Genomic DNA, 25,881 nt, shown 5'->3' with positions numbered 1-25,881 from the left:
TTTAAATTTTAGGCTGTTTGCACTAACTTTTTTCTTAAACTTTCTTTTGCTCTAGAGATTAATGTTCTACAGTTGGCGTAAGAAATGTTCATTATATCACAGATTTCTTCGTAATCATAACCTTCAATAAGGTGTAATGATAAGCCTAAGCAGTAGTTAGGTTTTAATGTTTTCATTACGTTCATTATTTGTTTTACTTTTTCGTTGTTATGATTAAGTTCATCTATGCCTTGGTCATCTTCAGCTTTATACATTACGGTTTCTAAGGGTACTTCGTTTTGTTTTGTTGCTTTGTTGTAGTGCGCAATACTATTATTTACAACAATACGTTTTAGCCAAGCACCAAATAATTTAGTGTCTTCGAGCGTTTTTAACTTAGTAAATGCTGCTAAAAAGGACTCTTGCATAATGTCTTCGGCTTTATAAGAATCTTTTACGATTCTTAAGGCCGTGTTATACATCGCTCTGTTGTATCTATTATAAACTTCCAACTGCGCACGTTGGTTGTTAGATTTACAGAGCAATAGTAACTGTTCGATATCTTGATTGGTTGATGTCAAAAAAACAATTGCTTTGGTATAAAGATGAAGACTTTCATAAAGTGTTACACTTTTTATAAAAAAAGTTTTAGTTGTTATAAAGGTAATGGCATAACAATTGAAAATATACTAGTGTGAATAACTTTGAATATCTTGTAATTAACTGATATTCAATATAAAGTTAATTATTAATACTTTTAAACAAATGCTATTCTATAATTATTAATGACAGAATGGCTTAAATATACTATGGGAAAACGAAAATTTTTAGGACTTGACAGTTTGTCATTTCAGGATTTTGATGAAAATTCAGAATTAATTCCTTTAATGACACCAGAAGATGAAGAGGAAATTAATAAAGAGATTTTACCAGAATCACTTCCTATTTTGCCTTTAAGAAATACCGTATTATTTCCAGGTGTTGTAATTCCGATTACAGCTGGAAGAGATGCATCAATAAAGTTAATTAATGATGCTAATAAAGGAGGAAAGGTTGTTGGTGTGGTATCTCAGAAAGACGAATCTATTGAAAATCCTACAGAAAAAGATATCTATAAAACAGGTACTGTTGCGCGTATTTTAAAAGTGCTTAAAATGCCAGACGGCAATACAACAGTTATTATTCAAGGAAAAAAACGTTTTGAAATTAACAAAATTGTTACAGACAAACCTTATTTAACTGCTACAATCTCTGATATACCTGAAGCAAAGCCTGCACCAGACAATGAAGAGTTTAAGGCCATCATAGATTCTATAAAGGACTTGTCATTAGATATCATAAAAGAAAGTCCAAATATCCCAACTGAAGCGTCTTTTGCTATTAAGAATATTGAAAGTAATTCGTTCTTGGTCAACTTTGTGTCCTCGAACATGAATCTTAAAGTAGAGGAGAAGCAAGAGCTATTAAAAATTAATGACCTTAAGGAACGCGCGCTTCAAACTTTAAAGTATATGAATATTGAATATCAAAAGCTAGAGCTTAAAAATGATATTCAAAATAAGGTTCAAAGTGATATGAACCAACAACAGCGTGAGTATTTCTTGCACCAACAAATGAAAACCATTCAAGAGGAATTGGGTGGAGGTATATCTTCTGGAGAGGAAATAGAAGAGATGAAAACACGCGCTAAAGCCAAAAAATGGGATGCAAAAGTAAATGAGCATTTTGATAAGGAATTGTCTAAGATGCAACGAATGAATCCGCAAGTTGCTGAGTATTCTATTCAACGTAATTATTTAGACTTATTTCTAGATTTACCTTGGAATGAGTTTAGTAAAGATAAATTTGACCTTAAGCGTGCTAAGAAAATCTTAGATCGCGACCATTTTGGTTTAGATGATGTTAAGAAACGTATTATTGAATATTTAGCGGTATTGAAACTTCGTAATGATATGAAGTCGCCAATACTATGTTTATATGGACCTCCAGGTGTTGGTAAAACCTCTTTAGGTAAATCAATTGCTGAAGCTTTAGGAAGAGAATATGTAAGGATCTCTTTAGGTGGTTTACGAGATGAATCTGAAATAAGAGGTCATCGTAAAACCTATATAGGCGCTATGCCAGGAAGAATTATTCAGAGTTTAAAGAAAGCAGGAACATCAAATCCAGTATTTGTTTTAGATGAAATAGATAAATTATCTACTGGTAATCAAGGTGATCCGTCTTCTGCTATGTTAGAGGTTTTAGATCCAGAGCAAAACAATGAGTTCTATGATAATTTCCTAGAAATGGGTTACGACTTGTCTAAAGTAATGTTTGTGGCAACGGCTAACAGCCTTAATACCATACAGCCTGCATTAAGAGACCGTATGGAAATCATCAACGTAACAGGTTATACTATAGAAGAAAAGGTGGAGATTGCTAAGCGTCACTTATTACCAAAGCAGTTAAAAGAGCATGGTTTAGATGATAAGTCTTTAAAAATAGGAAAACCACAATTAGAAAAAATTGTTGAAGGTTATACAAGAGAATCTGGTGTTAGAGGACTTGAAAAGCAAATAGCAAAAACTGTACGTTATGCAGCCAAAAATATTGCTATGGAAGAAGAGTATAATATTAAATTATCTAACGATGATGTTGTAGAAATTTTAGGAAGCCCAAGGTTAGAACGTGATAAATACGAAAACAACAATGTTGCTGGGGTCGTTACAGGTTTAGCATGGACTAGAGTAGGGGGAGATATTCTATTTATAGAATCTATTTTGTCAAAAGGAAAAGGGACCTTAAGCATTACAGGTAACTTAGGTAAAGTAATGAAGGAGTCTGCTACCATTGCTATGGAGTATATTAAAGCAAATGCAGATGAATTTGGTATTAACCCTGAAGTATTTGACAAATATAATGTGCACATTCACGTACCAGAAGGAGCAACTCCAAAGGATGGACCAAGTGCTGGTGTAACGATGTTAACGTCTTTAGTGTCTTTGTTTACACAGCGTAAGGTTAAGAAGAGTATAGCCATGACAGGTGAAATTACATTACGAGGCAAAGTATTACCAGTTGGAGGCATAAAAGAAAAGATTTTAGCAGCCAAACGTGCAAAAATCAAAGAAATCTTATTGTGCGAAGACAATAGGAGAGATATAGATGAAATAAAACCCGAATACCTCAAAGGACTTACTTTTCATTATGTTACTGATATGAGCGATGTTTTAAAGCTTGCTTTAACGAATCAAAAAGTAAAAAATGCAAAGAAACTATAAGTTAATCCTATCGATTGTAGTAGTCTTATTATCTGGCTTACTTGCTTTTTCTCAAGAAGCCGGATACAAAGATGTTATTTTAGATGGAAAACCTGCAAAGCTAAATATTGCTACAGGTGAAATTACTTTCGTTAATACTAAGGATAAAAAAAGGCCAGTACAATTAGACGCTTATGTGGCTTCAACAACCAAAACAGCTGATAATGATTCAACGCCTGAATTAGATTCAGATTATCATATAGTTAAAGACGGTGAAACACTATTCGAAATTGCTAATCTTTACAATACATCTTTAACAGAGTTAAAACAGGCAAACGGTTTAGAGACTACTTTGGTTGATAAAGGACAGAAACTTAGAGTTAAGAATTTTGAAAATCTTGAGCATAATGTTGTTGATAATTCTTCTGAACCTCTTGTAAGTAAAAATAATAATAATTTTCATACGGTTGAAAAAGGGCAAACCTTGTATAGTTTAGCAAAACAATACAATATAACTGTGGATGAATTGAAGCAGCAAAACAAGCTAACCTCTAATATAATTAAGGTTGGTCAAAAACTACGTGTCAGTAATTTTGATTCTAACGTAGTGACTAATAACCTTTCTGTATGGACAGTTTCTAAAGGAGATACATTATATAGTATCGCCAAAAAAAATGGAATTACAGTGCAGCAACTTAAAGATTTAAATGGGCTAACAGACAACCTTATAAAAGTTGGTCAAAAGTTGCATTTAGAATAGAAAAGAACTTCACTAAAAAATAAAAAAATCATATCATCGTTTTAAGATAGATTTAGTTATTTTGCAAAATCTATGATTAAAAGGCTTACCCAATTATCTATTATGCTTTTAGCATTGCCAATGTTTGCACAATTGGGTGGTGAATCGACTTATCAGTTTCTTAATTTGGTATCTTCTCCTAGGCAAGCAGCTCTTGGAGGAAAGATCATTACTAATTTTGATCATGATGTTACTGAAGCCTTATACAATCCTGCATCTATAAATTGGAAAATGCACAATCAGCTTGCTGTTAACGTATCTAGCTATTTAGGAGATATTACTTATGGTACAGCAGCTTATGCTTATACTTGGGATAGACATGTGCAAACTTTTCATTTTGGTGTCACATATATAAATTACGGAACTTTTGATGGGTACGATGTCAATGGAAATTCTACAGGCTCCTTTAGTGGAAACGAAGCAGCTATTTCATTTGGTTATAATTACAACATTCCTTTTACGGATTTTTATATAGGGGCAAACGCAAAAATTATAACATCGTTATTAGAGCAGTATAACTCAATAGGTGGTGCTGTAGATATTGGTGCGATGTATATAAATGAAGATTTAGATTTTCATGCAGCATTAACAGTTAGAAATATTGGAACGCAATTTTCAACCTACGCAGGTGTAAATGAACCTTTGCCATTTGAAGTTAACTTTGGGATGTCTCAAACCTTAGAAAATGTGCCTATACGTTGGCATTTAACTTTAGAAAACCTTCAGGAATGGCCAATAGGAGTATCTAATCCTGCACGAGCAACTACAGATTTAGATGGCAATCAAACCCAAGAAAAGGTTGGTTTTTTTAATAATGCATTACGCCATTTAATTTTGGGAGCTGAATTATGGCCAGAAAAAGGGTTTAATTTAAGATTAGGTTATAACTTTAGACGTGCTGAAGAATTACGTATTGTAGATCAAAGAAATTTTTCTGGTATATCAGTTGGTATAGCCATAAAGCTGAATAACATGCGCTTTAGTTATACCCACGCACGATATACAAGTGCATCTAACACAAGCTTTTTTGGACTTCAAATAAACTTAGACAATAGGAGGAGGTGGTAATCTCTATAGATAAACATATCTAAATAAAGTATGAATAAAATTATTATTGCTATAGATGGATTTTCCTCAACAGGAAAAAGTACTATCGCCAAGCAATTGGCAAAAAAACTTAACTATATCTATGTGGATACTGGCGCAATGTATAGAGCTGTAGCATATTTTGCCTTAGAAAATAATTTAATTGGTGAAGATTTTTTTCATACCGAAAAGCTTATAGAAAAACTTGACGACATTAATATTGCATTTAAATTTAATGAAGACCTAGGTTTTGCTGAAGTCTATCTAAACGGAAAAAACATAGAAAAGGCTATTAGAACTTTAGAAGTGTCGCAATACGTAAGTCCTATTGCTACCATTTCAGAAGTGCGCCATAAGTTGGTAGAACAGCAACAATTAATGGGTAAAGACAAAGGAATTGTTATGGATGGTCGCGATATTGGAACTGTTGTTTTTCCTGATGCAGAATTAAAAATTTTTATGACAGCTTCTGCTGAAACTAGAGCAAAACGTCGTTATAAAGAACTATTAGAACGTGGTCACAATTTAAGCTACGATGATGTTTTAGAAAATGTAACCACAAGAGATCGCATAGATTCTACAAGAGAAGATTCTCCATTAGTAAAAGCAGAAGATGCTATTGAGATTGATAATTCAGATTTAACTATTGATGAGCAGTTGGAAACATTACTAAATCTAGCTAATAAAATTATTAAAACATAAAAAAGCGACCTTTCGGTTACTGAGCGTAGTCGAAGTAGGTCGCTTTTTTTATTTTATAAGCATCTAATTATAGATTAGGAATTATCAATTCCTGATCTGGATGAATTAAATCCGGATTCTTTAAAATATCAGTATTAGCTGCAAAAATTTCTTTGTACTTCATTGCGTCACCATAGTAATGCTTAGCAATTTTTCCTAAAGTTTCACCAGATGCAACCGTATGTCTTGCATAAACTGACTCATCAGCAACCTTGATGTCTGCCATAATATCAGAAGGCTCAGCACCACCGATTTCTTTTATTTTATCCCAAATTAAGTTTTTTTCGTATTGTGTAGCTGCAGTTCCCCAAACTTTAAGTTTTCCGTTTTCTTCTTCTACTTTACCGTTTTGGATGTTTAATTTTTCACCTAAATCAAGCACATCTTGATATTTTGCTTTAACCATAATTGTAAGTTTTAATTATTAATAGTATCGTAAATATATTAATTAAAATGCCATTTTTCAACATAGCCAATGTCATTTTTAATCATTTATTAATAAGACACTCGTGTTTTAAAAAAGTCACAATTTAATTGTTTGGTTTTCAGAATAAAATATAGTACTTTTGCACACCTTTTTAAGTGGACTTGTAAAGTGGTAAAAGGAAAATAAAATTAATAACTAATAACTTCTGTATAGTTTTCCACAAATCTTTAAAATAATACAGAATACAAATTTTTATTCAGCACATGTCTGAAAAAGAAACAAAAGAAGCTGAAGTTGTAGCAACTGAAGCAACTACAGTAGAAGCTCCAGTAGTCTCTGAAGCTCAAGCAAACCCAGAAAAATTCTTAAAAGAGTTCGATTGGCACAATTACGAAGAAGGAATTGAGCAAGTAGAAGACACTAAATTAGAAGAATTTGAAAAATTAGTATCTGAAAATTTCGTTGACACTTTAGATGACGAAGTAGTAGAAGGTGAAGTAATTCACATTACAGATAGAGATGCTATTATCGACATTAACGCAAAATCTGAAGGTGTAATTTCTCTTAATGAGTTCCGTTACAATCCAGATCTTAAAGTTGGTGATAAAGTAGAAGTATTAATTGATGTACGTGAAGATGCTACAGGTCAATTAGTATTATCTCACAGAAAAGCTCGTGTTATCAAAGCATGGGATCGCGTAATCAAAGCTAATGAAACAGGAGAAATCGTTAACGGTTTTGTAAAGTGCAGAACTAAAGGTGGTATGATCGTAGATGTATTTGGTATTGAAGCATTCTTACCAGGTTCTCAAATCGATGTGAAGCCTATTAGAGATTACGATCAGTATGTAAATAAAACTATGGAATTTAAAGTTGTGAAAATCAACCACGAATTCAAAAACATAGTAGTTTCTCATAAAGCACTTATTGAAGCTGATATTGAAGAACAAAAGAAAGAAATCATTGGACAACTAGAAAAAGGACAAGTATTAGAAGGTATTGTAAAAAATATTACTTCTTATGGTGTGTTTATCGATCTTGGTGGTGTAGATGGTTTAGTTCATATTACAGATCTATCTTGGTCTCGTATCAACCATCCAAATGAGATTGTTGAGTTAGATCAGAAACTTAATGTTGTAATCCTTGATTTTGATGAAAACAAATCAAGAATCCAATTAGGTCTTAAGCAATTATCTAAGCATCCTTGGGAAGCCTTAGCTGAAGATGTAAAAGTTGGAGATAAAGTAAAAGGTAAGGTAGTTGTAATCGCTGATTACGGTGCGTTTATAGAAGTAGCGGATGGTGTTGAAGGTCTGGTTCACGTTAGTGAAATGTCTTGGTCAACGCATTTGCGTTCTGCTCAAGATTTCGTATCTGTTGGTGATGAAATCGATGCTGTTATCTTAACTTTAGATAGAGAAGATAGAAAAATGTCTCTTGGTATTAAGCAATTAACGCCAGATCCATGGACAGATATTACTAAGAAATACCCAGTTGGCTCTAAGCACACAGGTATTGTACGTAACTTTACAAACTTTGGTGTATTTGTAGAATTAGAAGAAGGTATCGACGGATTAATTTATATCTCTGATTTATCTTGGACTAAGAAAATTAAGCACCCATCTGAGTTCTGTAACGTAGGTGATAACTTAGACGTCGTAGTATTAGAATTAGATGTTGAAGGACGTAAATTATCTTTAGGTCACAAGCAAACTACTGAAAATCCTTGGGATAAGTACGAAACTGAATTTGCTTTAGGTACTACCCATAAAGCTGCTTTAACAGAGGTTGTAGATAAAGGTGCAACAATTGAGTTTAATGAAGATATTGTTGCTTTTGTGCCTGCACGTCACTTAGAGAAAGAAGATGGTTCTACACTTAAAAAGGGTGAAGAGGCAGAATTCAAAATCATTGAGTTTAATAAAGAATTCAAAAGAGTTGTAGCGTCGCATACTGCAGTATTTAGAGAAGAAGAAGCTAAAATCGTTAAGCAAGCTGTTAAGAAAGCAGAAGCTCAAGCGGCAGAAGCTAAACCAACTTTAGGTGATGCTAATGATGCTTTACAAGCACTTAAAGATAAAATGGACGGGAAGAAGTAATTTCCTTGAATTTTAAATAATTATTAAGCCTCCATACTAGTATGGAGGCTTTTTTATATCCTATTTTGAAAGTTTAAAGTTTCAATTTATTATAATATTACGTTTTATTTCTATGATAGAATCCTTAATTATTATAAATTTATTTTATTAAAATTGTTAATATTTTATTGATATTTCAATTAAAATGTTAAAATATTGTGTATTTTACCTGATATATTTGAATTATATAGATTGTTTGTAGTATATTAGAGCTATAATTCTGTTGACAGTTTATAATTAGTTATTCTATTTTTCTTCCCTCACTTTATTAGCCCTTATCATAATAACAAAAAGTTTAACTCAAATCTTTATTTATTATGAAAACAATTTTACTTAGAATCGCGCTTGTATTTTCAATTATAGTAAGCGCTCAAGATGGAAACACTATTGCAACAGCAATTACGGTGGATGGAACTGATGTAGATGTCAATGTTTTAAATTTTAATTCTGCAACCGAGTCTGGTATGGCTCCTTCTTGTATATCATCGGAAGATGTGTACTATAAACATGTAGCAAATGAAGGAGATAACAAAATAACCATTGGTATGACAAGTGCTGCAATTGCTTTGGTTACTAGTATAAATTACCAAATTTTAGTTGCACCAGAAAACGATATGTCACAGCTTCAAGAATTAGAATGTGATGCTTATACTGTACTACTAATTGTTGGTGGTAGCTTTCAATATGTAATTGAAGATGTAGAAGCCCAGAACACTTATTTTCTTAGAGTTTATAAAACCACAAGTTTAGGGGGTTCTTTAACAGACTTACTCAATGGTACAACAATTACAATGGAAAGTGATTATGATTCTACATTATCAACTGACGATTTAGAAGAAAATACTCCAGATATTATTGTTGGTACCAATGATATTAAAATAAAGAATGATTCAAATAACTTTAATAGTTATAAAATTTATGGTCTTGATGGTAAAAAAATTCAAAGCTCTGTAATAGCTAATGATAAAAATACTATTGATATAGCATATTTATCAAAAGGAATATATGTGCTTAATTTAAATGGAGATAACAGTAATTATGCTTACAAGTTTGTTAAATATTGAAACAATATAATATACCATTTTGTAAAAGGCTCTAGCTTATGTTAGGGCTTTCTTTGTTTTTGAACAATTTTACAATTAAGAGACCATTGCACACCCTATTTTTTTACCTTAACTTTGTTAACCAATAATGTTAGCATATTAAATGAGTCAAAAAGTATTACTTAACTCTAAAGAAGTCAATATAACTCTACACAGATTGGCTTGCCAGCTTATTGAGAATCACGATAATTTTTCTGAAACCGTTTTAATAGGTATTCAGCCAAGAGGAAAGTTTTTGGCAGATCGTTTAGCACAAATGCTTAAGAAAGATTATAACATTAAGAATATTCAATTAGGACATTTAGACATCACTTTTTTTAGAGATGATTTTAGAAGAGGAGATAAACCTTTAGAAGCAAATACAACTGAAATAGATTTTATAGTTGAGAATAAGAACGTAGTATTTATTGATGATGTTCTTTATACCGGACGAAGCATACGTTCTGCACTGACAGCGATTCAATCTTTTGGCAGACCCAATAATATAGAGTTGCTAACGCTTATAGACAGACGCTTTAGTCGTCATTTGCCTATACAACCTAACTATAGAGGAAGGCAAGTAGATGCAATTGATAATCAAAAGGTGAAAGTAAATTGGGTAGAGAATGAAGGAGAAGATACTGTGTATTTAATTGATAAATAGAATACTAAAATTATGAGTGAATTAAGTGTCAATCACTTATTAGGAATAAAATATCTTACAAAACAAGATATCGAATTGATTTTTGAGACTGCTGACCAGTTCAAAGAAGTCATTAATAGACCAATTAAAAAAGTCCCTTCACTTAGAGATATTACAATTGCCAATTTATTTTTTGAAAACTCTACACGTACAAAATTATCTTTTGAGCTAGCTGAAAAAAGGCTTTCAGCTGATGTTATTAATTTTTCGGCTTCGCAATCATCCGTAAAAAAAGGGGAAACCTTAATAGATACTGTAAACAACATTCTATCTATGAAAGTGGATATGGTGGTTATGCGTCATCCCAACCCAGGAGCAGGTGTATTTTTGTCTAACCATGTTAATGCAAGTATTGTAAACGCTGGTGATGGAGCGCACGAACACCCAACCCAAGCGTTATTGGATTCCTATTCAATAAGAGAAAAACTAGGAAGCGTTAAAGGAAAAAATGTAGTTATAGTTGGTGATATTTTACACAGTAGAGTAGCACTTTCAAATATTTATGCGCTGCAATTACAAGGCGCAAATGTTATGGTCTGTGGACCAAAAACTTTACTTCCTAAGTATATTAAAGAGCTTGGCGTAAAAGTTGAGACTAACTTAAAGAAAGCACTAGAATGGTGTGATGTTGCTAATATGTTGCGCGTTCAAAATGAACGTATGGATATCAGTTATTTTCCAACAACACGAGAGTACACACAGCAGTTTGGTGTTAATAAAGAACTGTTAGATAGTTTAGATAAAGAGATTGTAATTATGCATCCAGGACCTATAAATCGAGGAGTAGAAATTACAAGTGACGTAGCTGATTCTAAACAAGCTATTATTTTAGATCAAGTTGAAAATGGTGTAGCTGTTAGAATGGCTGTTATTTATTTGTTAGCATCCAAAATAAAACAATAAGTTATGATCGTAGATAGAGATGGTAATATTACCATAATCACTCAGGAAAAAGCTTCAATAAAAACCTTGGTTAATAATATTGAACAGGCTTATCATAAATATAAAAACTACCACTTAATAGTCAATTTATCTAGCTTAGATAAGATTAGTTTAGAGGATATTATAGAATTTCTGCGTTTAAGTAATAATCATCGTAGCGATAAAAAATCGTTTGTAATTGTTACAGAAAATGTGGATTTAGATCAAATGCCAGATGAAATAGTTGTGGTGCCTACAATGCACGAAGCCTATGATATTATTGAAATGGAAGATATTGAACGCGATTTAGGGTTTTAATACATGAAATTAACCATCCTTGGCTGTCATAGCGCAACACCACGTACTAATACCAATCCTACATCTCAAATTTTAGAGATTAAAAACCACATGTTTCTTATAGATTGTGGTGAAGGTACTCAGGTAGAACTACGTCGTAACAAAATTAAGTTTTCGAGGATAAAACATATTTTTATTTCACACCTTCACGGTGACCATTATTATGGGTTAATAGGACTTGTAAGTACTTTTCGTTTGCTAACAAGAGAAACTGAGCTTCATATTTATGGGCCAAAAGGATTAAAAGAAGTTATTACACTTCAATTAAAACTATCGGATTCTTGGACAAATTACCCTTTGATTTTTCATGAGTTAACCTCAAAAGAGTCAGAGATTATATATGAGGATGAAAAAGTTGAAGTCCACACCATTCCTTTAAATCATCGTGTTTATACCAATGGATTTTTGTTTAAGGAAAAGCCCAACGAACGTAAGCTTAATATGAATGCAGTTTTAAATGCCAATATAGATGTAGCGTATTACAGAAAGTTAAAACAAGGTGCAGATATTAAGAATGAAGATGGTATTTTAATAAAAAATGAAACTGTTACTAGAGACCCATTACCTCCAAAAAGTTATGCATTTTGTAGTGATACTGTTTACGATGAAAGTATTGTAAATGTCATAAAAAATACTACTGTTTTGTACCATGAATCTACTTTTTTAGACAAAAACGAAGACCTATGCATTCGTACAAAACATTGTACAGCTAGGCAAGCGGCAACTATTGCTTTAAAAGCTAATGTAGGTACATTAATTTTAGGGCATTTTTCTACACGTTACAATGGGTATGATGAGTTTAAATCTCAGGCGCAAGAAGTCTTTAACAATGTACTTTTGGCTAAGGATGGTGAAGTATTCAAGTTTTAATTGAACTCATTTAAATGCTTTACCCAATCTATAGCTTCACCTAAACTCCAAGCTCTTTTCATAGGAATAGAAGCTATTTGTTTTTCAATGTTTGCATTCAAATATGTAGAATCTCTATAACTTACAATTGATGCGGCTATTAAGATACTATCATCTTTATCAAAATAAGACCAAAGTACAGGATCTATAGAGTAAGAATTTATGCGGTTAGAGATATAGGCTAAAACTTTATGATTTCCATAATAGGTTCTAAGTGAATCTAATAGAATATTGAGTTTATCCCAATTAAAATGTTCACCTTCATTGATTTCCATTATAAAAAAATTATCACACAGATAATAAGACCCAAAATCTAAAATAACTTTTTCATAATTTATAGATTTTGATAATGGGGAATCTTCAAAGCGCATGTTAAGGTTAAAATTAGTTTAGGGTTTGTTGTCAAAACTACACTTTTTTTGACAGAAACAAAATATTGGATTAACTTCGTAAAACCATGGAAAAAGACTTAAGCAATTACAGAAAATCATACGAAAAAGGGGAACTTTTATTAACTAATGTACCCGAAAACCCAATAGAATTATTTCGAGATTGGTTTGTGGAGGTCGATACACATTTTGATATTGAAGAAGCTAATGCTATGACTATATCAACTTTTGGCTTAGATGGTTACCCAAAAAATAGGGTAGTGCTACTAAAAAAATATACACACGAAGGTTTTATATTCTACACTAACTACAATAGCGAAAAAGGAAAGGCTATAGAAGTCAACCCTAATGTATGTTTGTCTTTTTTTTGGCATTCAGCAGAACGCCAAATTATTATTAAAGGAAAGGCTGAGAAAATTGCAGAAAATCTCAGTGATGGTTATTTTGAATCGCGTCCTAGAGGAAGTCAACTCGGTGCTATAGTGTCTAATCAAAGTGAAGTGATAAAAAACAGAGATGAACTAGAAGCTAAGCTAAAAAGATTGGAAGATGAATATGAAGGAAAAGATATTCTGCGGCCCACTTATTGGGGAGGTTATATAGTTAAACCTGTTGAAATAGAGTTTTGGCAAGGCAGACCCAATCGTTTGCATGATAGAATACGTTATCAGCTGCAAGCAAACTTCGATTGGAAGATTGAACGACTAGCTCCTTGATTCTCATTTTTGTATTATCGGTGAAATACAAGAAACGTTAACTTTTTATTCCATTATTCTTACAAAATAATACGCTTTATCGATTTATAATACCTATAAACGGTAAAAGTTAAATTAATATGTATATTGTCAATGTAATTATTGGTTATTTTGTTGCCCCAAAGTTTAAATAGCCAATGTAAGTAATAAACAATTTAGACCCCAAATCTAAATTACCTAATTAACCTACTTATGAAATTGACTAAACTATTGCCATTTATGGCTATCGTTGCCCTCTTAGGCTTTACATCTTGCTCAACAGATACAGCTGCTGAGGATCAAATTAACTCAATTGAAGTTCCAATTGCTCCACAAGCAAAACTCATAGAAATAGAAATTATGGAGCTCATTAATGTACATAGAATTAATGAGGGATTAAATCCGCTAAATGACCATAGTACAGTAAAGGCTGTGGCATATACGCATACGGATTATATGATTGAGGTAAATAACGTATCTCATGATAACTTTTTTCAAAGAAAACAAAGCTTACAGCTAAATGCAAATGCTAACATAGTTTCAGAAAATGTAGCATATGGCTTTAATTCTGCAGAATCTGTAGTTAATGCTTGGTTAAATAGCCCAAGCCATAAAGAAAATATAGAAGGCGATTATACTGATTTTGATATTTCAGCCGAACAAAATAATGAAGGAAAGTGGTATTTTACCAATATCTTTATTAAGCGCTAAACCGCATTAAAAGTTGATTAATAGCCAAGATGGAAGCCATGACGTGAGTTGTGGCTTTTTTTAGTAGCAACATATTGTTGTGAATGATTAGTTGCATGTTTCTGTAACTAGTTTAGCAAACATTCACGAGCCAATGAATATTCTGAATGAATTTTCGAAAGTTAGCACTTAAGAGTCAATTAATTATATACGTTTTTGGCATAAGTTATTTTTAATTTCTTATACTCTTCAATTCGATCTCTAACTCTTCTTTTGATTTTCTTTCAATAGTATTTAAAGTTGAATTCAGAATATTATTTTTTTCGTAAGGATCATTGATTAAGTTGTACATTTCTTCGTTTCCATCAGCAAATACTAATAGTTTGTATGTACCATTACTAATCGTCCAAGCGTCATTTTTTTCATTCTTCATTTCAGAATACTGATACTTTCTGATTAATTTTTCTTCAGACAAAAGCGACTTAAAACTTTTGCTATCATTTATTTCATCAATTTCCACACCTGCTATTTCAGCTATTGTAGCAAACATATCAGTGCTCGTAATTAGATTGCTATCCGTCCCTTTCCTTTCTACTCCCTTACCAGATACAAACAAAGGCATATTAATACCACCTTGATAAAGACTTCTCTTCACTTGATTTGAGGCGTAAGGAACTTGTGTCACAACAGGTTCGGTGCCATTGTCACCCATAAAAATGATAAGTGTATTTTCTCTTTCTTCTTTTGATAATGAATTCAACAGCTGACCTATTTGATGGTCCATTGCCTCAATTGAAGCCATAAAGTATGGTGTTGGGTCCACACCTTCTTTGTAAGGAGGTAAATTACCTTGATTATGCATTTCTACTGGAGGAATATGAAAGGGAGTGTGTGGTGCATTGTAAGCTAACCACATAAACCAAGGTTTGTCTTGTTTCTGAATCCAATGAGAAGCCAAAGCAGTAAACTTTTTGGTGGTATACTCACTGCTGAGGGATTGTTTTCCTTTTTTAGATAAGGGCCAGCTGTAATAATCTTTTACAGAGCCAATAAAAATACCTTCATAATAATCGATACCAAAGGTTTCAGGATTAATCGTTGCATCATATCCAGATACATGCCACTTACCAATTACAGCGGTTACATAACCATTGTTAGTGTTGTCGTTGATATATTTTTGTAACAGGATTTCATTTTTACTTAATTTTTGATTTGCCCACCTTACATCGGTTCTGTATCCATATTTACCCGTAATCATTGATGCTCTTGTAGGCGAACACGTTGGATACGTCCAAAAGTTTGTAAAATTCAAACCATTATTTCTGATAGCATCGATATTTGGAGTTTGTGGTTTTACATTACCTTCTGAAAAGCCTGCTAAAGCATCTTTCCCCATATCGTCTGCTATGATTAACAATATGTTTGGGGAAATTTCAACGTCTTTATTCGTCTGATTGTTTTTGCAGGATAGTAAATAAATTGCTAGCGTAGTAAGTATTATATATTTCTTCATGAAGCGTTTAACTGAACTTAATTTTGCAAGAACTTTATCAAGGGAGAAATAAAAGCTTCAAATTTTTCGATGTGAGGAAGATGCCCCACGTTTTCTAACTCTACTAATTTAGCATGAGGTATTTTCTTTTGAGTTTCTTTTCCTAACTGATTATATAAACCCATTGTTTTTCTTACGTCTTCACTTACGAGTGGTTTACCAAGTGCTGTTCGGTCTCTAGTTCCAATTATTAACAAAGTAGGAGCAGTGATGTTTTTAAACTCATACACAACGGGTTGTGTAAAAATCATATCATACGTTAAGGCATTATTCCAGGCTATGGTTTTATAATCAGAATTCAACGTCCAACCGGCCAATAAGTTTACCCATTGGTCGTATTCGGGTTTCCATTTATTATCGTAGTAATTCACCAATTGATATTTCTTTATCCCTTCGAAACTTTTTTTAAGTTCATTTTTATACCACCAGTCAACAGGTTTATAAGGTACTTTTAGTTTCCAGTCTTCCAAACCAATTGGATTCTCCAGAATGAACTTTTCTGTCATTTCTGGATACATTAAGGCAAATCGAGTGGCTAGCATTCCGCCCATAGAATGTCCTAAAATGGCTGTTTTTTCAATATTTAAGGTGTCTAAAAGTGTTTTGGTATTTTGTGCTAATTGTTGAAAGGTATAATGAAAATGTAATGGCTTAGATGATTTTCCAAAGCCTATTTGGTCTGGGACTATCACACGAAAACCTGCCTTTGTTAAGGCTTTAATGGTTGTTTCCCAATACGCACCATTAAAATTTTTGCCGTGAAAAAGCACAATATTCTTGCCGTTATATGCTTCAGGCATAACATCCATATAAGCCATTTTTAGGTTTTGTTCTTGAATGTTTAATTCTAAAAATGAAACCTCATAGGGATATTGATAATTAGATAATTCAATATCTAACCATTGTAATTTTTCAGTTTGTGCTGCTGCAAAATGGAAATTCAACAACAAACAAACCCATAATATTATGTTTTTTATCATTTTATATTTTATTTAATGTTTCTAAACCATAGCACCATTTGCACCAATAACTTGACCCGAAATCCATTTAGAATCTTCGCTGGCTAAAAATAGCACAACTTTAGCAATATCAATGGGTTCTGCTAGTCTGTTAAAGGCATTCATAGCACCTATTTTTTCAATGGTTTCCTGCGATTTACCATTAAGGAATAAATCTGTAGCTGTAGCACCAGGCGCAATAGCATTTACTGAGATTCCTCTACCTATTTCTTTAGCAAAAACTCTTGTCATTTGCTCTACTGCTGCTTTTGATGCAGAGTATAGGGCATAAGTAGGAAACATCAATTTAGCGGTACTAGATGAAAAGTTTATAATTATACCATTATCTGCTAATTTGCTATCGGCTTCTTGCATTGTGTTAAAAATGCCCCTTACGTTCACGTCAAAAAGTTTGGTAAAATCTTCCTGAGTATTATCCTTTAATAATTTGGTAAACATAATACCTGCATTATTAATCAATACATCAATTTTTCCAAATACTTTTATGGTTTCATCAAATAGATGTGTGACTTCTTCTTTCTTGCTAACATCTGCTTTTATTGTAATAGCAATTCCACCATTTGTTTTAATGATTTCAGCGGTATCATGGGCTTCTTCTTCACTACTAGAGTAATTCACTATTACTGTTGCTCCATTTTTAGCCAATAGAATGGCAACTTCTTTTCCGATTCCTTTAGAGGAACCGGTTACTATGATTACTTTATTTTCGAGTTTCATAAAGTGTTTTTTTAGTTTTGAATTGATTTTTGGTGGTCATTAGTAAAGTATAATAGTAAAAACAGAAATCCGATATAGGTAGATTGTAGACCAACCAGATCCCATTTTTGAGCAAAAGAACTCCCAATAACTAATATGTTCATTAGCACAAAAGTGGCTATTAGGGTTTCTCGAGTAAATTTATTGAGCAATAAAAATATTCCAATAATGAGCTCCACAAGTGGAATACAGTAGGCTAAAGGTGTTACCATAAATTCTGGTAACAAGGTGTCTTGGAAAGTGTTTTGCATTCCTGTTACAAACTTTTCTAAATCAGGCATTCTCACTATTCCATGAAATAAAAAGTTTATTCCAAAAGATATGCGAAATAGTAATATAGCTAATGTTTTGTTATCTAATTTTCCCATAGTTATTTTAATTCTATCAGTTTTTTGGTGACTAATGCAAGGTCGCTTTCATGTATTTCTGGCTTTGGTGCAAGTGGATACAATTGTGCTCCAGGTCGGCTGATAAAAGCACCTCTCCAACCTGCCCAAATTGCTCCAGCAATATCCCAACCGTGTGCTGCTACAAGCATACATTCATTAGCTTGAATTCCCATTTTTCTTGCTGCCCAATCGTAGGCATCTGTATGCGGTTTAAATTTACCAATGTCCTCAATGCTTAATCTCTGGTCGAAATAATCTATTAATCCCGCATTTTTAAATTGTGTTTCTACACCAATATTTGATGAATTGGTAAAGGACACCAAAGTATAACCTGCATCTTTTAATTTTTTTAAAGATTCTTTTACTTCTGGATGCGGAGGAATGGAGCGTAAAGGAGGCAGAATGGCTTCTTTTGCTTCTTCTTCACTAATATTAATTCCATTATTTGCAGCAACCATTTGTAATGCTGCAGCACCTATAACTCCAAATGCTTCATATTTTCTACCTACTGTAGTAACAAGTGAATATTGAAGCATAGTAGTAAACCATAAAGACAATAAATCGCTTCTGCCACCAAGTGCATCACCTACACTTTTTTTCATTATGGTAAGGTCTAATAAAGTTTCATTTACATCAAAAAATAATACTTTTGGTCTATTTAGTTCTGCTTTCATTGTTTTGTTTTTTAGCGTGTTCTCCGAAAATACCATTTGAGGTATTCCTATTCCAGCTGCACTTAAGAGTGTTACGTTTTTAATAAAATTTCTTCTGTTATTTTTCTTCATTTGTATAGTGTTTGTATAAAAACATTCTAAACGGTATGTTTATGATTAAAAAATTTTACGTTTTTATAAGCTGTAAATAGTTGGAAATTGCTTTTATGTATGCATTGAGAATTTGGTCGTCGTTGTACAGTTTTCTAATTCCTCTAATACCCTCAAAAGCACTAATTAAAAATATTGCAACAGCTTCATTATCGATGCTTTTTTTAATCGAACCCTCAACTTTACCTTTTTCAATTAAAGCAATTAGGGCAGATTTCCATTTTTCAATAATACTTTTTAAAGCTAACTGGTAGCTTTTTTCATAATTGCCAATTTCATTTATGAAATTATTCATTGGGCAACCGTTACTTTTATCGAAGATAGGAAAGGATTTTATACGATTAACAAAAGTGGTTTCTAAAATCTCTATGGCATTGCCTTCTTCGTTTAAAGGAGCAATCATTCCATCGAAAACTCTTTTTTGAATTTTAAGTTTTATGACCTCCAATGCCAGTTGCTCTTTGTTTTTATAATGATGATAAAAGGCACCTTTTGTCATTTTTGCAGCTTTCATGATATCATTAATACTGGTAGATTTAAAACCATTTTGATAAAACAGTTTAAAAGCTTCATGCACGATGTGCTGTCTGGTTATTTCAGATTTTAATTCCTGTTGCATATTTCAAATTTATAAAAAAATACCAATAGGAATGTTTTTTTAACAGATATTAAAGATTTGACAAAACGACTCTACAATTTTGTATTCTAATAATCTAGAAGTATTGACATAGATTAAGTTATTGAATGGATTCAGTATACCGTCTAATTACTTTGTCATTTGTGTACATAATGTTTAAAATTATGTAGCCTTTATTCAGGACGGGTCAATATTGCAGGTAACGGTCTCGTATAACAGTCAGTTTACTGATAAATATACGAATTTTTTCGGTTGAGAACTGACGTTAGCAATTCCGGGTAGATTCCGACGTAGTCGAATCCGCCGTAATTGCGGTTATACATTATTGTAGTCAGTTTATTATTCAAATGCATAGATGTTGATCGGTTCGCAATCGTGCTCATTTCCATAAACCATTACTGGTTTTTCAATATCAATTCCATCCAGTATTTTAATTCCAAGTTCATCGAAAGCTTTATGTAATAATATATAAGTCTTAAATTTAAACGAATTGTTGAGTGCTTGATAAATGTCAGACTCTATAATATAATCATCTATTTCAAATTTTTCTAATACATTATTGAATGAAATTAAATCTTTCCAAGCTAAACTATAATCAATTTTTTCAATATTTATGTAGATTTCTTCAGTAGGATAAAATTCTAAATATTTTGGGCTTTTTAATATTGGATAGTTTCCTTTTCCGTAACCAGATATTGAGGCGATAGGTTGGAAGTCATATTCCAAAAAGATAGCTTGATTTTTAATTCCTTTTTGTTCAGATTGGACTTTTAGTTTTATTTCTGAAAAAGCATTTATCAAATCAGCTTTAAAGTTTGAGAGTATTTTGTTTTCATCCAAATTCAGTTTAAGTGCTTTTTGAAAAGACTCTTTTAATTCTTTATTTTCTTTAAGCTTATTTAATTCAATTGGTTCATCATCATCTAAATAGTGGTTAATTCCAATACTTAAATAATTTTGGTTAGTTTCATTAATATAATTCGTAATTATTTGCCTAATCGTAGCCCCTTTCGTGTAGGAAAGAGATTGTTCTAATAGTTTCTCTAAATTATATAGAATCTCGTTTTTCATTAATTGGCTACAACGGTTTTGGCTATGGTTTCGTTGCGGAATGGTTTGGCAGAACTATTCCGTCGTAAACCAAAGTTAGCAAATACGCAGGAATTTCCGAGAGGAAATTCCGCTGCAATGAACTATAGCCGTTGTTGTGTACCGTTTTTAGTTTATTTTTTCAAATTCTTTATATGCTTTCAGAATTTTCCGTCCCGTATCATATTCCGTAGCTTCTTTTTCTATTTCCGTTATTCTACTTCTAAAAAGATTACACATTTCTGTCCAGTTATCTATTTCGATTTTCCAATATTCAGGATCACTTGTTAAGACCATTTTCAATAAATCACCTTCATAGAGATGTCCTTCTGCAAGGATGTTTTTGTTAAGAGCTTTTAACGCAAGGGGAATTAGAAACCTTAGTCCAATATTTTGTCCAATCATTATTCTCAAATCTTCAGTATTGAATTCCTTAAGTTGCTTTTTTCGCAATTGATGACATGTGGTAACTAAGTAACCTTCATCTTTCGGGATATCTCCCCAAAATTCCTTTTCTAAACTTTCTAATGATTTAGAAAGCCAATTATTTTCAAATTTTGTTTTAGACTTGATTTTGGATTTTTTCATTTCTTCAAATGGTACACAACACATAAATATACGAACATATACAATTTATTATGCAATACTGTAAAAAAAAAGCAAGCCATTTCGGCTTGCTTTTTCTTTAAGTAATTTTGAGGGTAAAATTATTCGTTTACAATGTAGAAGTAAGAACGTCTATTAAGTTGATGTTCTTCTTCTGTACATTTTACACCGTTAGCACATTTATTTAGTAACTGAGATTCTCCATACCCAATGGCACTTTCTATTCTACTAGAATCTATACCTCTTGAGATGATATAATCTCTTGTAGATTTTGCACGTCTATCGGATAACTTCATATTATATTTATCACGACCACGACTGTCTGTATGCGATTCAATTTTAATAACCATGTTTGGATGTTTACGCATTACATCAACAATATTCTCTAACTCGTATTGCGCATCAGTTCTAATATCTGACTTATCGAAATCAAAGAAAATAGGGTTAATAACTATTTGATTATCGATGATTAAAGGCTCTAATAATAAATCTACAGTATTTGTTTTGTTATTGTCATTATCAGTGGTTACAGATTGTTGATCCTCTTTATAGTCTGGTTTATTACCAACTACTGAGTAGGTTTTATTACAATCAACCGTAAAGGTATATTCACCACCATCTTTTGTGAATAACTCTTCAATGACTTTACCAGTCTCGTCAATTAATCTTACAGTAACTCCACTAAGAATGATGTTGGTTTTACTATCTCTGGCAACACCAGTAATTTCTTGCTTACATTGCGTAGCATTAAAACTATAGATGTCATCACTACCTTTTCCGTTTGGTCTGTTAGAAGAGAAATAACCTCTTTTAGTATCAACATCTATAAAAAATGCAAAATCGTCGTAACCACTATTATATGGTGCACCTAAATTTTCAGGCTCTGTTCTTATACCTTTTAAGATATCTGATTTAAAAATATCTAAAAGACCAAGATTTAAGTGTCCATCTGACGAAAAGTATAATGTACTATCTTTAGCTACAAAAGGAAACATCTCGCGTCCTTCTGTATTAACTTTTTCACCAAGGTTTTCTGGTTTTCCATAGGTTCCATCATCATTAATAGCTACAGAATAAATATCGGTTTGTCCTAAGCCTCCTTCACGATCTGATACAAAATATAAAACCTTGTCATCCGCACTTAAGGTTGGGTGACCTGTAGAAAATACATCATCGTTAAATGGCAACTCTTCAATATTAGACCATTGGTCGTTTACCAAAGTTGCTTTGTATATTTTAAGGTGCGTTGTTCCTTTATTGTCGTATTTTAATCGGTTACGTTTATTAATGTTGTCTCTTGTGAAATAAAGAGTTTTTCCGTCACTAGTTATTGCAACTGATGCTTCATGATATTCTGTATTTATATTATCTCCAGGAATATCTGAAGTAGATCCGTAAGTTATAACTCCATCATCATCGGTAAATGTAACTTGATATAAGTCTAAAAATGGTTCTTTATTCCAGCTATAGACTTTACTATTATCACCTCTTGCAGAAGCAAAATAAAGTGTATTATTGAAAATAAATGAACCAAAATCTGCATTTTCTGAGTTGAAGGGTAGGTTTTCAATATTTACAATTACTTTGTTTTTTGAAGTTAGTTTAGCAAATAAATCAACTTCGTCTGGATTGTATCCTTTTAATCTACTATCTCCTTGTTGGGCAGCACTTAGTTCTTTAAACCATTTATCGGCTTCTTTATAATTTCCAATACTTCTAAGCGATTGAATATACTTGTACAGATATTCAGCATCAATATTTTTATGTTCTTTTAATGCCTCACCATACCAATATGCTGCTTTTTCAGAGTTAGAATTATTGTAGTATGCATCTCCTAGACGTGTAAGTACATGCGCACTATTATCGCCATTTTCATAAGCTTTTTCATAAAGCTCTATAGCCTTTATATAACCGAAATTATCAAAAAACTTATCGGCCAATTTCGTTTGCGCATTCGATAACGAAAAGCCAAGTATTAATGTAAGTGCTAATATTTTTGTCTTCATAATGCGTTTATTTTAGAAGTATCTTGGAGATTTAATTCGTTTGCTCTTAAATACTTCAAACATTAGTAATACTTCGTGCGTACCACTTGTGTAAGCTCTTATATCAGATATAGGGTATTCGTAAGCGTAGCCAATTCGTAATTGCTTAGAAACTTGAAAATCAGCAATACCACCAATAGCAGCAGCAGATTCATTTATTCTATAGCCAGCACCAATCCAAAACGTTTCGTTGAATAAGAAATTTGCCGAAACATCAAACGATAATGGTGCACCATTAGTAGCTTTTAATAATACCGAAGGCTTAAGCTTTGTGGTTTTACTTAAATCAAAAACATAACCACCAGTAATGTAATAACTAATACGCTCTAAAGCCACGTAATCTATGTTTCCATTACCACCATTATTATAATCCGTATTTAATATCCTTGGTGCTGAAAGACCAAGATACCAACGTTGAGAATGCCAATATAAACCAGCACCAACATTTGGGCTCCAACGATTTGATACATCGTTAAAAAATGGATCATTTACTACTGATGGGTCGGTTAATAATTCTTCATCTAAGTTATAATGTGTAAAACCTCCCTTAACTCCAAATGCTAATTTAGAATTTACTCCAGTTTGAATGGTATACGAAAAGTCTCCATAGATGTATGAAAAATTCTCATAACCTAATTTGTCATTTATAAACGAAAGTCCGAGACCAATCTTTTCATTCCTAAGTGGAGTATGAACAGAAAGCGTTTGTGTTTCAGGTCCACCTTCTAATCCAACCCACTGACTTCTGTGTAAGCCAACTGCACTGAAAGTTTCTCTACTACCAGCATAAGCCGGGTTTATAGAGATGGTGTTGAACATGTATTGTGTAAATTGAGGTAACTGTTGTGCAAAAGCAGTGGAAACACTCAATAAAAGTACAGCAATACTTAAAGTTTTTGATAGCTTCATCGGTTAAGTTTATTTATTTGTTGCTACGTAGATTGGACCAGCAAATGGTTTTAATCCACTATTTCTTAGATTAATAATATAATAATAAGTTCCTGTTGGTACCTTTCCAGAACTTCCTACGGAAGAACTATGGGCATCACCATTCCAATCATTTTGATAATTGTTGTTCTTGTATATTTCAGCTCCCCAACGATTGAATATTTGTAATTCAATAACAAATCCACAGTCTTCTACACCGCTAATGGTAAAGAATTCATTGAAATTGTCTCCATTGGCAGTAACCGTTTTTGAAATCACAACATCCTCTGCACCACATGGTAGTATTACACAATCATCATCAATAGTTACGTTTACTTCAACTTCTGTAGGACAAGGGCCTTCAGTGATTGAATACATAAAAGTATATATACCAACTTCTACAGTTGAAGGATTAAATAGACTTCCATCTATTGTTGCATTTCCTGAAACAACACTCCACGTACCATTCATATTAAAATCACCAGATAATAAATCGAATAGATCAAACTCAACATCTAGAACACATCTTGAAGTGTCAAAAGCATTAATAACATTACTGATTTCTACAGATATATTTTGTGTGAAAATTGTATTGTTTCCACAATCGTCAGTCAGAGACCATGTTCTAATGATTTCATAATCTTCAAAATCATTCGTTTGTGTCGAGTTTTCATTAAACACTACTTCAATATTAGAAGAACATGCGTCTTCAAATACTAAATCTGGTACTGCAGGAATATCGTCACAGGCAACTGTAATGTTTTCATCAAATGGTGTTACCAATGTTGGTGCAGTAGTGTCTTGTACTGTAATGATTTGTGTATGTACATTTTCATTACCACAAGTATCTATCGCTGTCCAAGTACGTGATATAATATAATCACCATTACAAGCACCATTTGTAATTTCTTCAACAAATGTAACGTTTGCATTTCCACAATTATCTGTAGCTGTTAATGTTTCAGCTGTTGGTACAGCATCACATTCTGCATTTATGTCAGCGGGTAAAGTTTCATTAAAAGTTGGTGCTGTATTATCTTGTACAGTAATAGTTTGCGTATGTACAGTTTCATTACCACAAGCATCCGTAGCAGTCCAAGTTCTTAATAAAGTAAATTCGTTTTCACAACTACCATCAGTAATAGTTTCAGCTATTGTAACCGTAGCATCACCACAATTATCTGTTGCAGTAATGGTCTCTGCTGTAGGTACTGCATCACATTCTAAAGTTACGTCTGTAGGTAAATCTCCAGTAAATGTAGGTGCTGTAGTGTCTACCACAGTAATAGTCTGAACTAAAGTCGTTGTATTGTTACACTCATCAGTCAATGACCAAGTACGTGTGATTGTCGATTCATTAGCACAGCTTCCGGCAGTTACAGTATCAGTGTAAGTTGCTTCAAGACCATTAGAACAGTTGTCAGCTTCGTCAGTAACATCACCAGTAATGGTAAGGTCAGTAGCATCAACATCACACTCAATGGTTAAATCTGCAGGTGCAGTAAATGTAGGTGCCGTAGTATCCACAACATTGATAGTCTGAACTAAAGTCGTTGTATTGTTACACTCATCAGTCAATGACCAAGTACGAGTGATAGTAGATTCATTAGCACAACTTCCAGCAGCAACAACGTCAGCGTAAGTTGCTTCAAGGCCATTAGAACAGTTGTCAGCTTCATCCGTGACATCACCAGTAATGCTAAGGTCAGTAGGGTCAACATCACATTCAATCGTTAAATCTGCAGGTGCAGTAAACGTTGGTGCCGTAGTATCCACAACATTAATAGTCTGAACTAAAGTAGTCGTGTTGTTACACTCATCAGTCAATGACCAAGTACGT

The 25,881-nt window shown here is 32.7% G+C and carries 26 protein-coding genes; 12 read left to right on the top strand and 14 right to left on the bottom strand.

The genetic code is table 11. The features are described from left to right. Positions 1–8 precede the first annotated feature (8 nt). Positions 9–560, bottom strand: coding sequence for an RNA polymerase sigma factor (locus tag ACFFGA_RS09615; protein ID WP_386063083.1), 552 nt, complete (start codon positions 558–560; stop codon positions 9–11). A 228-nt stretch (positions 561–788) separates the two neighbouring features. Between ACFFGA_RS09615 and lon the strand changes: the two genes are divergently transcribed. The 4 genes from lon to cmk all read left to right on the top strand — a co-directional run bounded on the left by lon (position 789) and on the right by cmk (position 5,808). Continuing rightward, a complete protein-coding gene (lon, locus tag ACFFGA_RS09610) occupies positions 789–3,242 on the top strand; it encodes an endopeptidase La (protein ID WP_386063080.1) in 2,454 nt (817 codons plus the stop codon). Then, positions 3,226–3,981: a muramidase family protein gene (locus tag ACFFGA_RS09605; protein WP_386063077.1), complete on the top strand. Its 756-nt coding sequence runs from the start codon at positions 3,226–3,228 to the stop codon at positions 3,979–3,981. Before lon ends, ACFFGA_RS09605 begins: the two co-directional genes overlap by 17 nt. A gap of 72 nt (positions 3,982–4,053) precedes the next feature. Beyond that, complete coding sequence (porQ, locus tag ACFFGA_RS09600) at positions 4,054–5,088, top strand: type IX secretion system protein PorQ (RefSeq protein WP_386063074.1); 1,035 nt, start codon at positions 4,054–4,056, stop codon at positions 5,086–5,088. A 30-nt stretch (positions 5,089–5,118) separates the two neighbouring features. Continuing rightward, positions 5,119–5,808: a (d)CMP kinase gene (gene cmk / locus ACFFGA_RS09595; protein ID WP_386063071.1), complete on the top strand. Its 690-nt coding sequence runs from the start codon at positions 5,119–5,121 to the stop codon at positions 5,806–5,808. Between the two features lie 67 nt (positions 5,809–5,875). On the opposite strand, the gene ACFFGA_RS09590 is transcribed toward cmk, so the two are convergent. Then, a complete protein-coding gene (locus ACFFGA_RS09590; RefSeq protein WP_386063068.1) occupies positions 5,876–6,253 on the bottom strand; it encodes a LysM peptidoglycan-binding domain-containing protein in 378 nt (125 codons plus the stop codon). Between the two features lie 284 nt (positions 6,254–6,537). On the opposite strand from ACFFGA_RS09590, the gene rpsA reads away from it, so the two are divergent. The 6 genes from rpsA to ACFFGA_RS09560 all read left to right on the top strand — a co-directional run bounded on the left by rpsA (position 6,538) and on the right by ACFFGA_RS09560 (position 12,345). After that, positions 6,538–8,373 (top strand): 30S ribosomal protein S1, encoded by a 1,836-nt coding sequence (gene rpsA, locus ACFFGA_RS09585; protein WP_386063065.1) that lies wholly within the window; start codon positions 6,538–6,540, stop codon positions 8,371–8,373. A gap of 356 nt (positions 8,374–8,729) precedes the next feature. Beyond that, positions 8,730–9,476: a T9SS type A sorting domain-containing protein gene (locus ACFFGA_RS09580; RefSeq protein WP_386063062.1), complete on the top strand. Its 747-nt coding sequence runs from the start codon at positions 8,730–8,732 to the stop codon at positions 9,474–9,476. Positions 9,477–9,618: 142 nt separating this feature from the next. Beyond that, positions 9,619–10,158 (top strand): bifunctional pyr operon transcriptional regulator/uracil phosphoribosyltransferase PyrR, encoded by a 540-nt coding sequence (gene pyrR, locus ACFFGA_RS09575; protein ID WP_386063059.1) that lies wholly within the window; start codon positions 9,619–9,621, stop codon positions 10,156–10,158. Positions 10,159–10,170: 12 nt separating this feature from the next. Continuing rightward, on the top strand, positions 10,171–11,100 hold the full coding sequence (locus ACFFGA_RS09570) for an aspartate carbamoyltransferase catalytic subunit (RefSeq protein WP_386063056.1): 930 nt from the start codon (positions 10,171–10,173) through the stop codon (positions 11,098–11,100). Positions 11,101–11,103: 3 nt separating this feature from the next. Further along, entirely contained in the window at positions 11,104–11,436 is a 333-nt protein-coding gene (locus ACFFGA_RS09565) for a ribonuclease Z (RefSeq protein WP_386063053.1), read from the top strand. A gap of 3 nt (positions 11,437–11,439) precedes the next feature. After that, entirely contained in the window at positions 11,440–12,345 is a 906-nt protein-coding gene (locus ACFFGA_RS09560) for a ribonuclease Z (RefSeq protein WP_386063050.1), read from the top strand. Here the strand turns inward: ACFFGA_RS09560 and ACFFGA_RS09555 are convergent. Next, positions 12,342–12,755 (bottom strand): hypothetical protein, encoded by a 414-nt coding sequence (locus tag ACFFGA_RS09555; protein ID WP_386063048.1) that lies wholly within the window; start codon positions 12,753–12,755, stop codon positions 12,342–12,344. The genes ACFFGA_RS09560 and ACFFGA_RS09555 overlap by 4 nt on opposite strands. Before the next feature lie 86 nt (positions 12,756–12,841). Between ACFFGA_RS09555 and pdxH the strand changes: the two genes are divergently transcribed. Both pdxH and ACFFGA_RS09545 read left to right on the top strand, forming a co-directional pair. After that, entirely contained in the window at positions 12,842–13,489 is a 648-nt protein-coding gene (pdxH, locus tag ACFFGA_RS09550) for a pyridoxamine 5'-phosphate oxidase (RefSeq protein WP_386063045.1), read from the top strand. Positions 13,490–13,720: 231 nt separating this feature from the next. Beyond that, positions 13,721–14,218: a CAP domain-containing protein gene (locus tag ACFFGA_RS09545; RefSeq protein ID WP_386063043.1), complete on the top strand. Its 498-nt coding sequence runs from the start codon at positions 13,721–13,723 to the stop codon at positions 14,216–14,218. 211 nt (positions 14,219–14,429) lie between these two features. Here the strand turns inward: ACFFGA_RS09545 and ACFFGA_RS09540 are convergent, their stop codons facing one another. The 11 genes from ACFFGA_RS09540 to ACFFGA_RS09490 all read right to left on the bottom strand — a co-directional run. After that, entirely contained in the window at positions 14,430–15,710 is a 1,281-nt protein-coding gene (locus ACFFGA_RS09540) for a sulfatase-like hydrolase/transferase (RefSeq protein ID WP_386063040.1), read from the bottom strand. A 17-nt stretch (positions 15,711–15,727) separates the two neighbouring features. Continuing rightward, positions 15,728–16,729 (bottom strand): alpha/beta fold hydrolase, encoded by a 1,002-nt coding sequence (locus ACFFGA_RS09535; RefSeq protein WP_386063038.1) that lies wholly within the window; start codon positions 16,727–16,729, stop codon positions 15,728–15,730. A gap of 21 nt (positions 16,730–16,750) precedes the next feature. Beyond that, the gene (locus tag ACFFGA_RS09530) at positions 16,751–17,485 is read right to left on the bottom strand and encodes an SDR family oxidoreductase (RefSeq protein ID WP_386063036.1); all 735 of its coding nucleotides are present in this window, start codon (positions 17,483–17,485) and stop codon (positions 16,751–16,753) included. Positions 17,486–17,496: 11 nt separating this feature from the next. After that, positions 17,497–17,892, bottom strand: a complete 396-nt coding sequence (locus ACFFGA_RS09525; RefSeq protein WP_386063033.1) for a DoxX family protein — start codon at positions 17,890–17,892, stop codon at positions 17,497–17,499. A 2-nt stretch (positions 17,893–17,894) separates the two neighbouring features. Next, positions 17,895–18,698, bottom strand: coding sequence for a haloacid dehalogenase type II (locus ACFFGA_RS09520; protein ID WP_386063031.1), 804 nt, complete (start codon positions 18,696–18,698; stop codon positions 17,895–17,897). A 55-nt stretch (positions 18,699–18,753) separates the two neighbouring features. Beyond that, positions 18,754–19,356, bottom strand: a complete 603-nt coding sequence (locus tag ACFFGA_RS09515; RefSeq protein WP_386063028.1) for a TetR/AcrR family transcriptional regulator — start codon at positions 19,354–19,356, stop codon at positions 18,754–18,756. 357 nt (positions 19,357–19,713) lie between these two features. After that, complete coding sequence (locus ACFFGA_RS09510) at positions 19,714–20,445, bottom strand: calponin homology domain-containing protein (protein WP_386063025.1); 732 nt, start codon at positions 20,443–20,445, stop codon at positions 19,714–19,716. A gap of 147 nt (positions 20,446–20,592) precedes the next feature. Further along, positions 20,593–21,051, bottom strand: a complete 459-nt coding sequence (locus ACFFGA_RS09505) for a contact-dependent growth inhibition system immunity protein (protein ID WP_386063022.1) — start codon at positions 21,049–21,051, stop codon at positions 20,593–20,595. A gap of 119 nt (positions 21,052–21,170) precedes the next feature. Further along, the gene (locus ACFFGA_RS09500; protein ID WP_386063020.1) at positions 21,171–23,075 is read right to left on the bottom strand and encodes an OmpA family protein; all 1,905 of its coding nucleotides are present in this window, start codon (positions 23,073–23,075) and stop codon (positions 21,171–21,173) included. Between the two features lie 12 nt (positions 23,076–23,087). Further along, positions 23,088–24,023 carry a PorP/SprF family type IX secretion system membrane protein gene (locus ACFFGA_RS09495; RefSeq protein ID WP_386063017.1) on the bottom strand — a complete coding sequence of 312 codons (936 nt, stop codon included), beginning with the start codon at positions 24,021–24,023 and terminating at the stop codon, positions 23,088–23,090. 9 nt (positions 24,024–24,032) lie between these two features. Beyond that, a partial coding sequence (locus ACFFGA_RS09490) for a T9SS type B sorting domain-containing protein (protein WP_386063014.1) occupies positions 24,033–25,881 on the bottom strand: 1,849 nt, incomplete at its 5' end.

The sequence above is a fragment of the Winogradskyella pulchriflava genome, assembly GCF_042434315.1.
Lineage (GTDB): Bacteria > Bacteroidota > Bacteroidia > Flavobacteriales > Flavobacteriaceae > Winogradskyella > Winogradskyella pulchriflava.
Note: the sequence above shows the minus strand (reverse complement) of the source record. Positions and strands in the feature narration are given on the sequence as shown.

Bases quoted from the DNA above. Each gene is read 5' to 3' on its own strand.
- ACFFGA_RS09535 (WP_386063038.1), bottom strand. From the start codon at position 16,729: ATGATAAAAAACATAATATTATGGGTTTGTTTGTTGTTGAATTTCCAT.
- pdxH (WP_386063045.1), top strand. From the start codon at position 12,842: ATGGAAAAAGACTTAAGCAATTACAGAAAATCATACGAAAAAGGGGAA.
- ACFFGA_RS09545 (WP_386063043.1), top strand. From the start codon at position 13,721: ATGAAATTGACTAAACTATTGCCATTTATGGCTATCGTTGCCCTCTTA.
- ACFFGA_RS09525 (WP_386063033.1), bottom strand. From the start codon at position 17,892: ATGGGAAAATTAGATAACAAAACATTAGCTATATTACTATTTCGCATA.
- ACFFGA_RS09510 (WP_386063025.1), bottom strand. From the start codon at position 20,445: ATGAAAAACGAGATTCTATATAATTTAGAGAAACTATTAGAACAATCT.
- ACFFGA_RS09590 (WP_386063068.1), bottom strand. From the start codon at position 6,253: ATGGTTAAAGCAAAATATCAAGATGTGCTTGATTTAGGTGAAAAATTA.
- ACFFGA_RS09495 (WP_386063017.1), bottom strand. From the start codon at position 24,023: ATGAAGCTATCAAAAACTTTAAGTATTGCTGTACTTTTATTGAGTGTT.
- ACFFGA_RS09515 (WP_386063028.1), bottom strand. From the start codon at position 19,356: ATGCAACAGGAATTAAAATCTGAAATAACCAGACAGCACATCGTGCAT.
- ACFFGA_RS09500 (WP_386063020.1), bottom strand. From the start codon at position 23,075: ATGAAGACAAAAATATTAGCACTTACATTAATACTTGGCTTTTCGTTA.
- lon (WP_386063080.1), top strand. From the start codon at position 789: ATGGGAAAACGAAAATTTTTAGGACTTGACAGTTTGTCATTTCAGGAT.
- cmk (WP_386063071.1), top strand. From the start codon at position 5,119: ATGAATAAAATTATTATTGCTATAGATGGATTTTCCTCAACAGGAAAA.
- ACFFGA_RS09520 (WP_386063031.1), bottom strand. From the start codon at position 18,698: ATGAAGAAAAATAACAGAAGAAATTTTATTAAAAACGTAACACTCTTA.
- rpsA (WP_386063065.1), top strand. From the start codon at position 6,538: ATGTCTGAAAAAGAAACAAAAGAAGCTGAAGTTGTAGCAACTGAAGCA.
- ACFFGA_RS09530 (WP_386063036.1), bottom strand. From the start codon at position 17,485: ATGAAACTCGAAAATAAAGTAATCATAGTAACCGGTTCCTCTAAAGGA.
- ACFFGA_RS09560 (WP_386063050.1), top strand. From the start codon at position 11,440: ATGAAATTAACCATCCTTGGCTGTCATAGCGCAACACCACGTACTAAT.
- ACFFGA_RS09605 (WP_386063077.1), top strand. From the start codon at position 3,226: ATGCAAAGAAACTATAAGTTAATCCTATCGATTGTAGTAGTCTTATTA.
- porQ (WP_386063074.1), top strand. From the start codon at position 4,054: ATGATTAAAAGGCTTACCCAATTATCTATTATGCTTTTAGCATTGCCA.
- ACFFGA_RS09505 (WP_386063022.1), bottom strand. From the start codon at position 21,051: ATGAAAAAATCCAAAATCAAGTCTAAAACAAAATTTGAAAATAATTGG.
- ACFFGA_RS09540 (WP_386063040.1), bottom strand. From the start codon at position 15,710: ATGAAGAAATATATAATACTTACTACGCTAGCAATTTATTTACTATCC.
- ACFFGA_RS09570 (WP_386063056.1), top strand. From the start codon at position 10,171: ATGAGTGAATTAAGTGTCAATCACTTATTAGGAATAAAATATCTTACA.
- ACFFGA_RS09580 (WP_386063062.1), top strand. From the start codon at position 8,730: ATGAAAACAATTTTACTTAGAATCGCGCTTGTATTTTCAATTATAGTA.
- pyrR (WP_386063059.1), top strand. From the start codon at position 9,619: ATGAGTCAAAAAGTATTACTTAACTCTAAAGAAGTCAATATAACTCTA.
- ACFFGA_RS09565 (WP_386063053.1), top strand. From the start codon at position 11,104: ATGATCGTAGATAGAGATGGTAATATTACCATAATCACTCAGGAAAAA.
- ACFFGA_RS09555 (WP_386063048.1), bottom strand. From the start codon at position 12,755: ATGCGCTTTGAAGATTCCCCATTATCAAAATCTATAAATTATGAAAAA.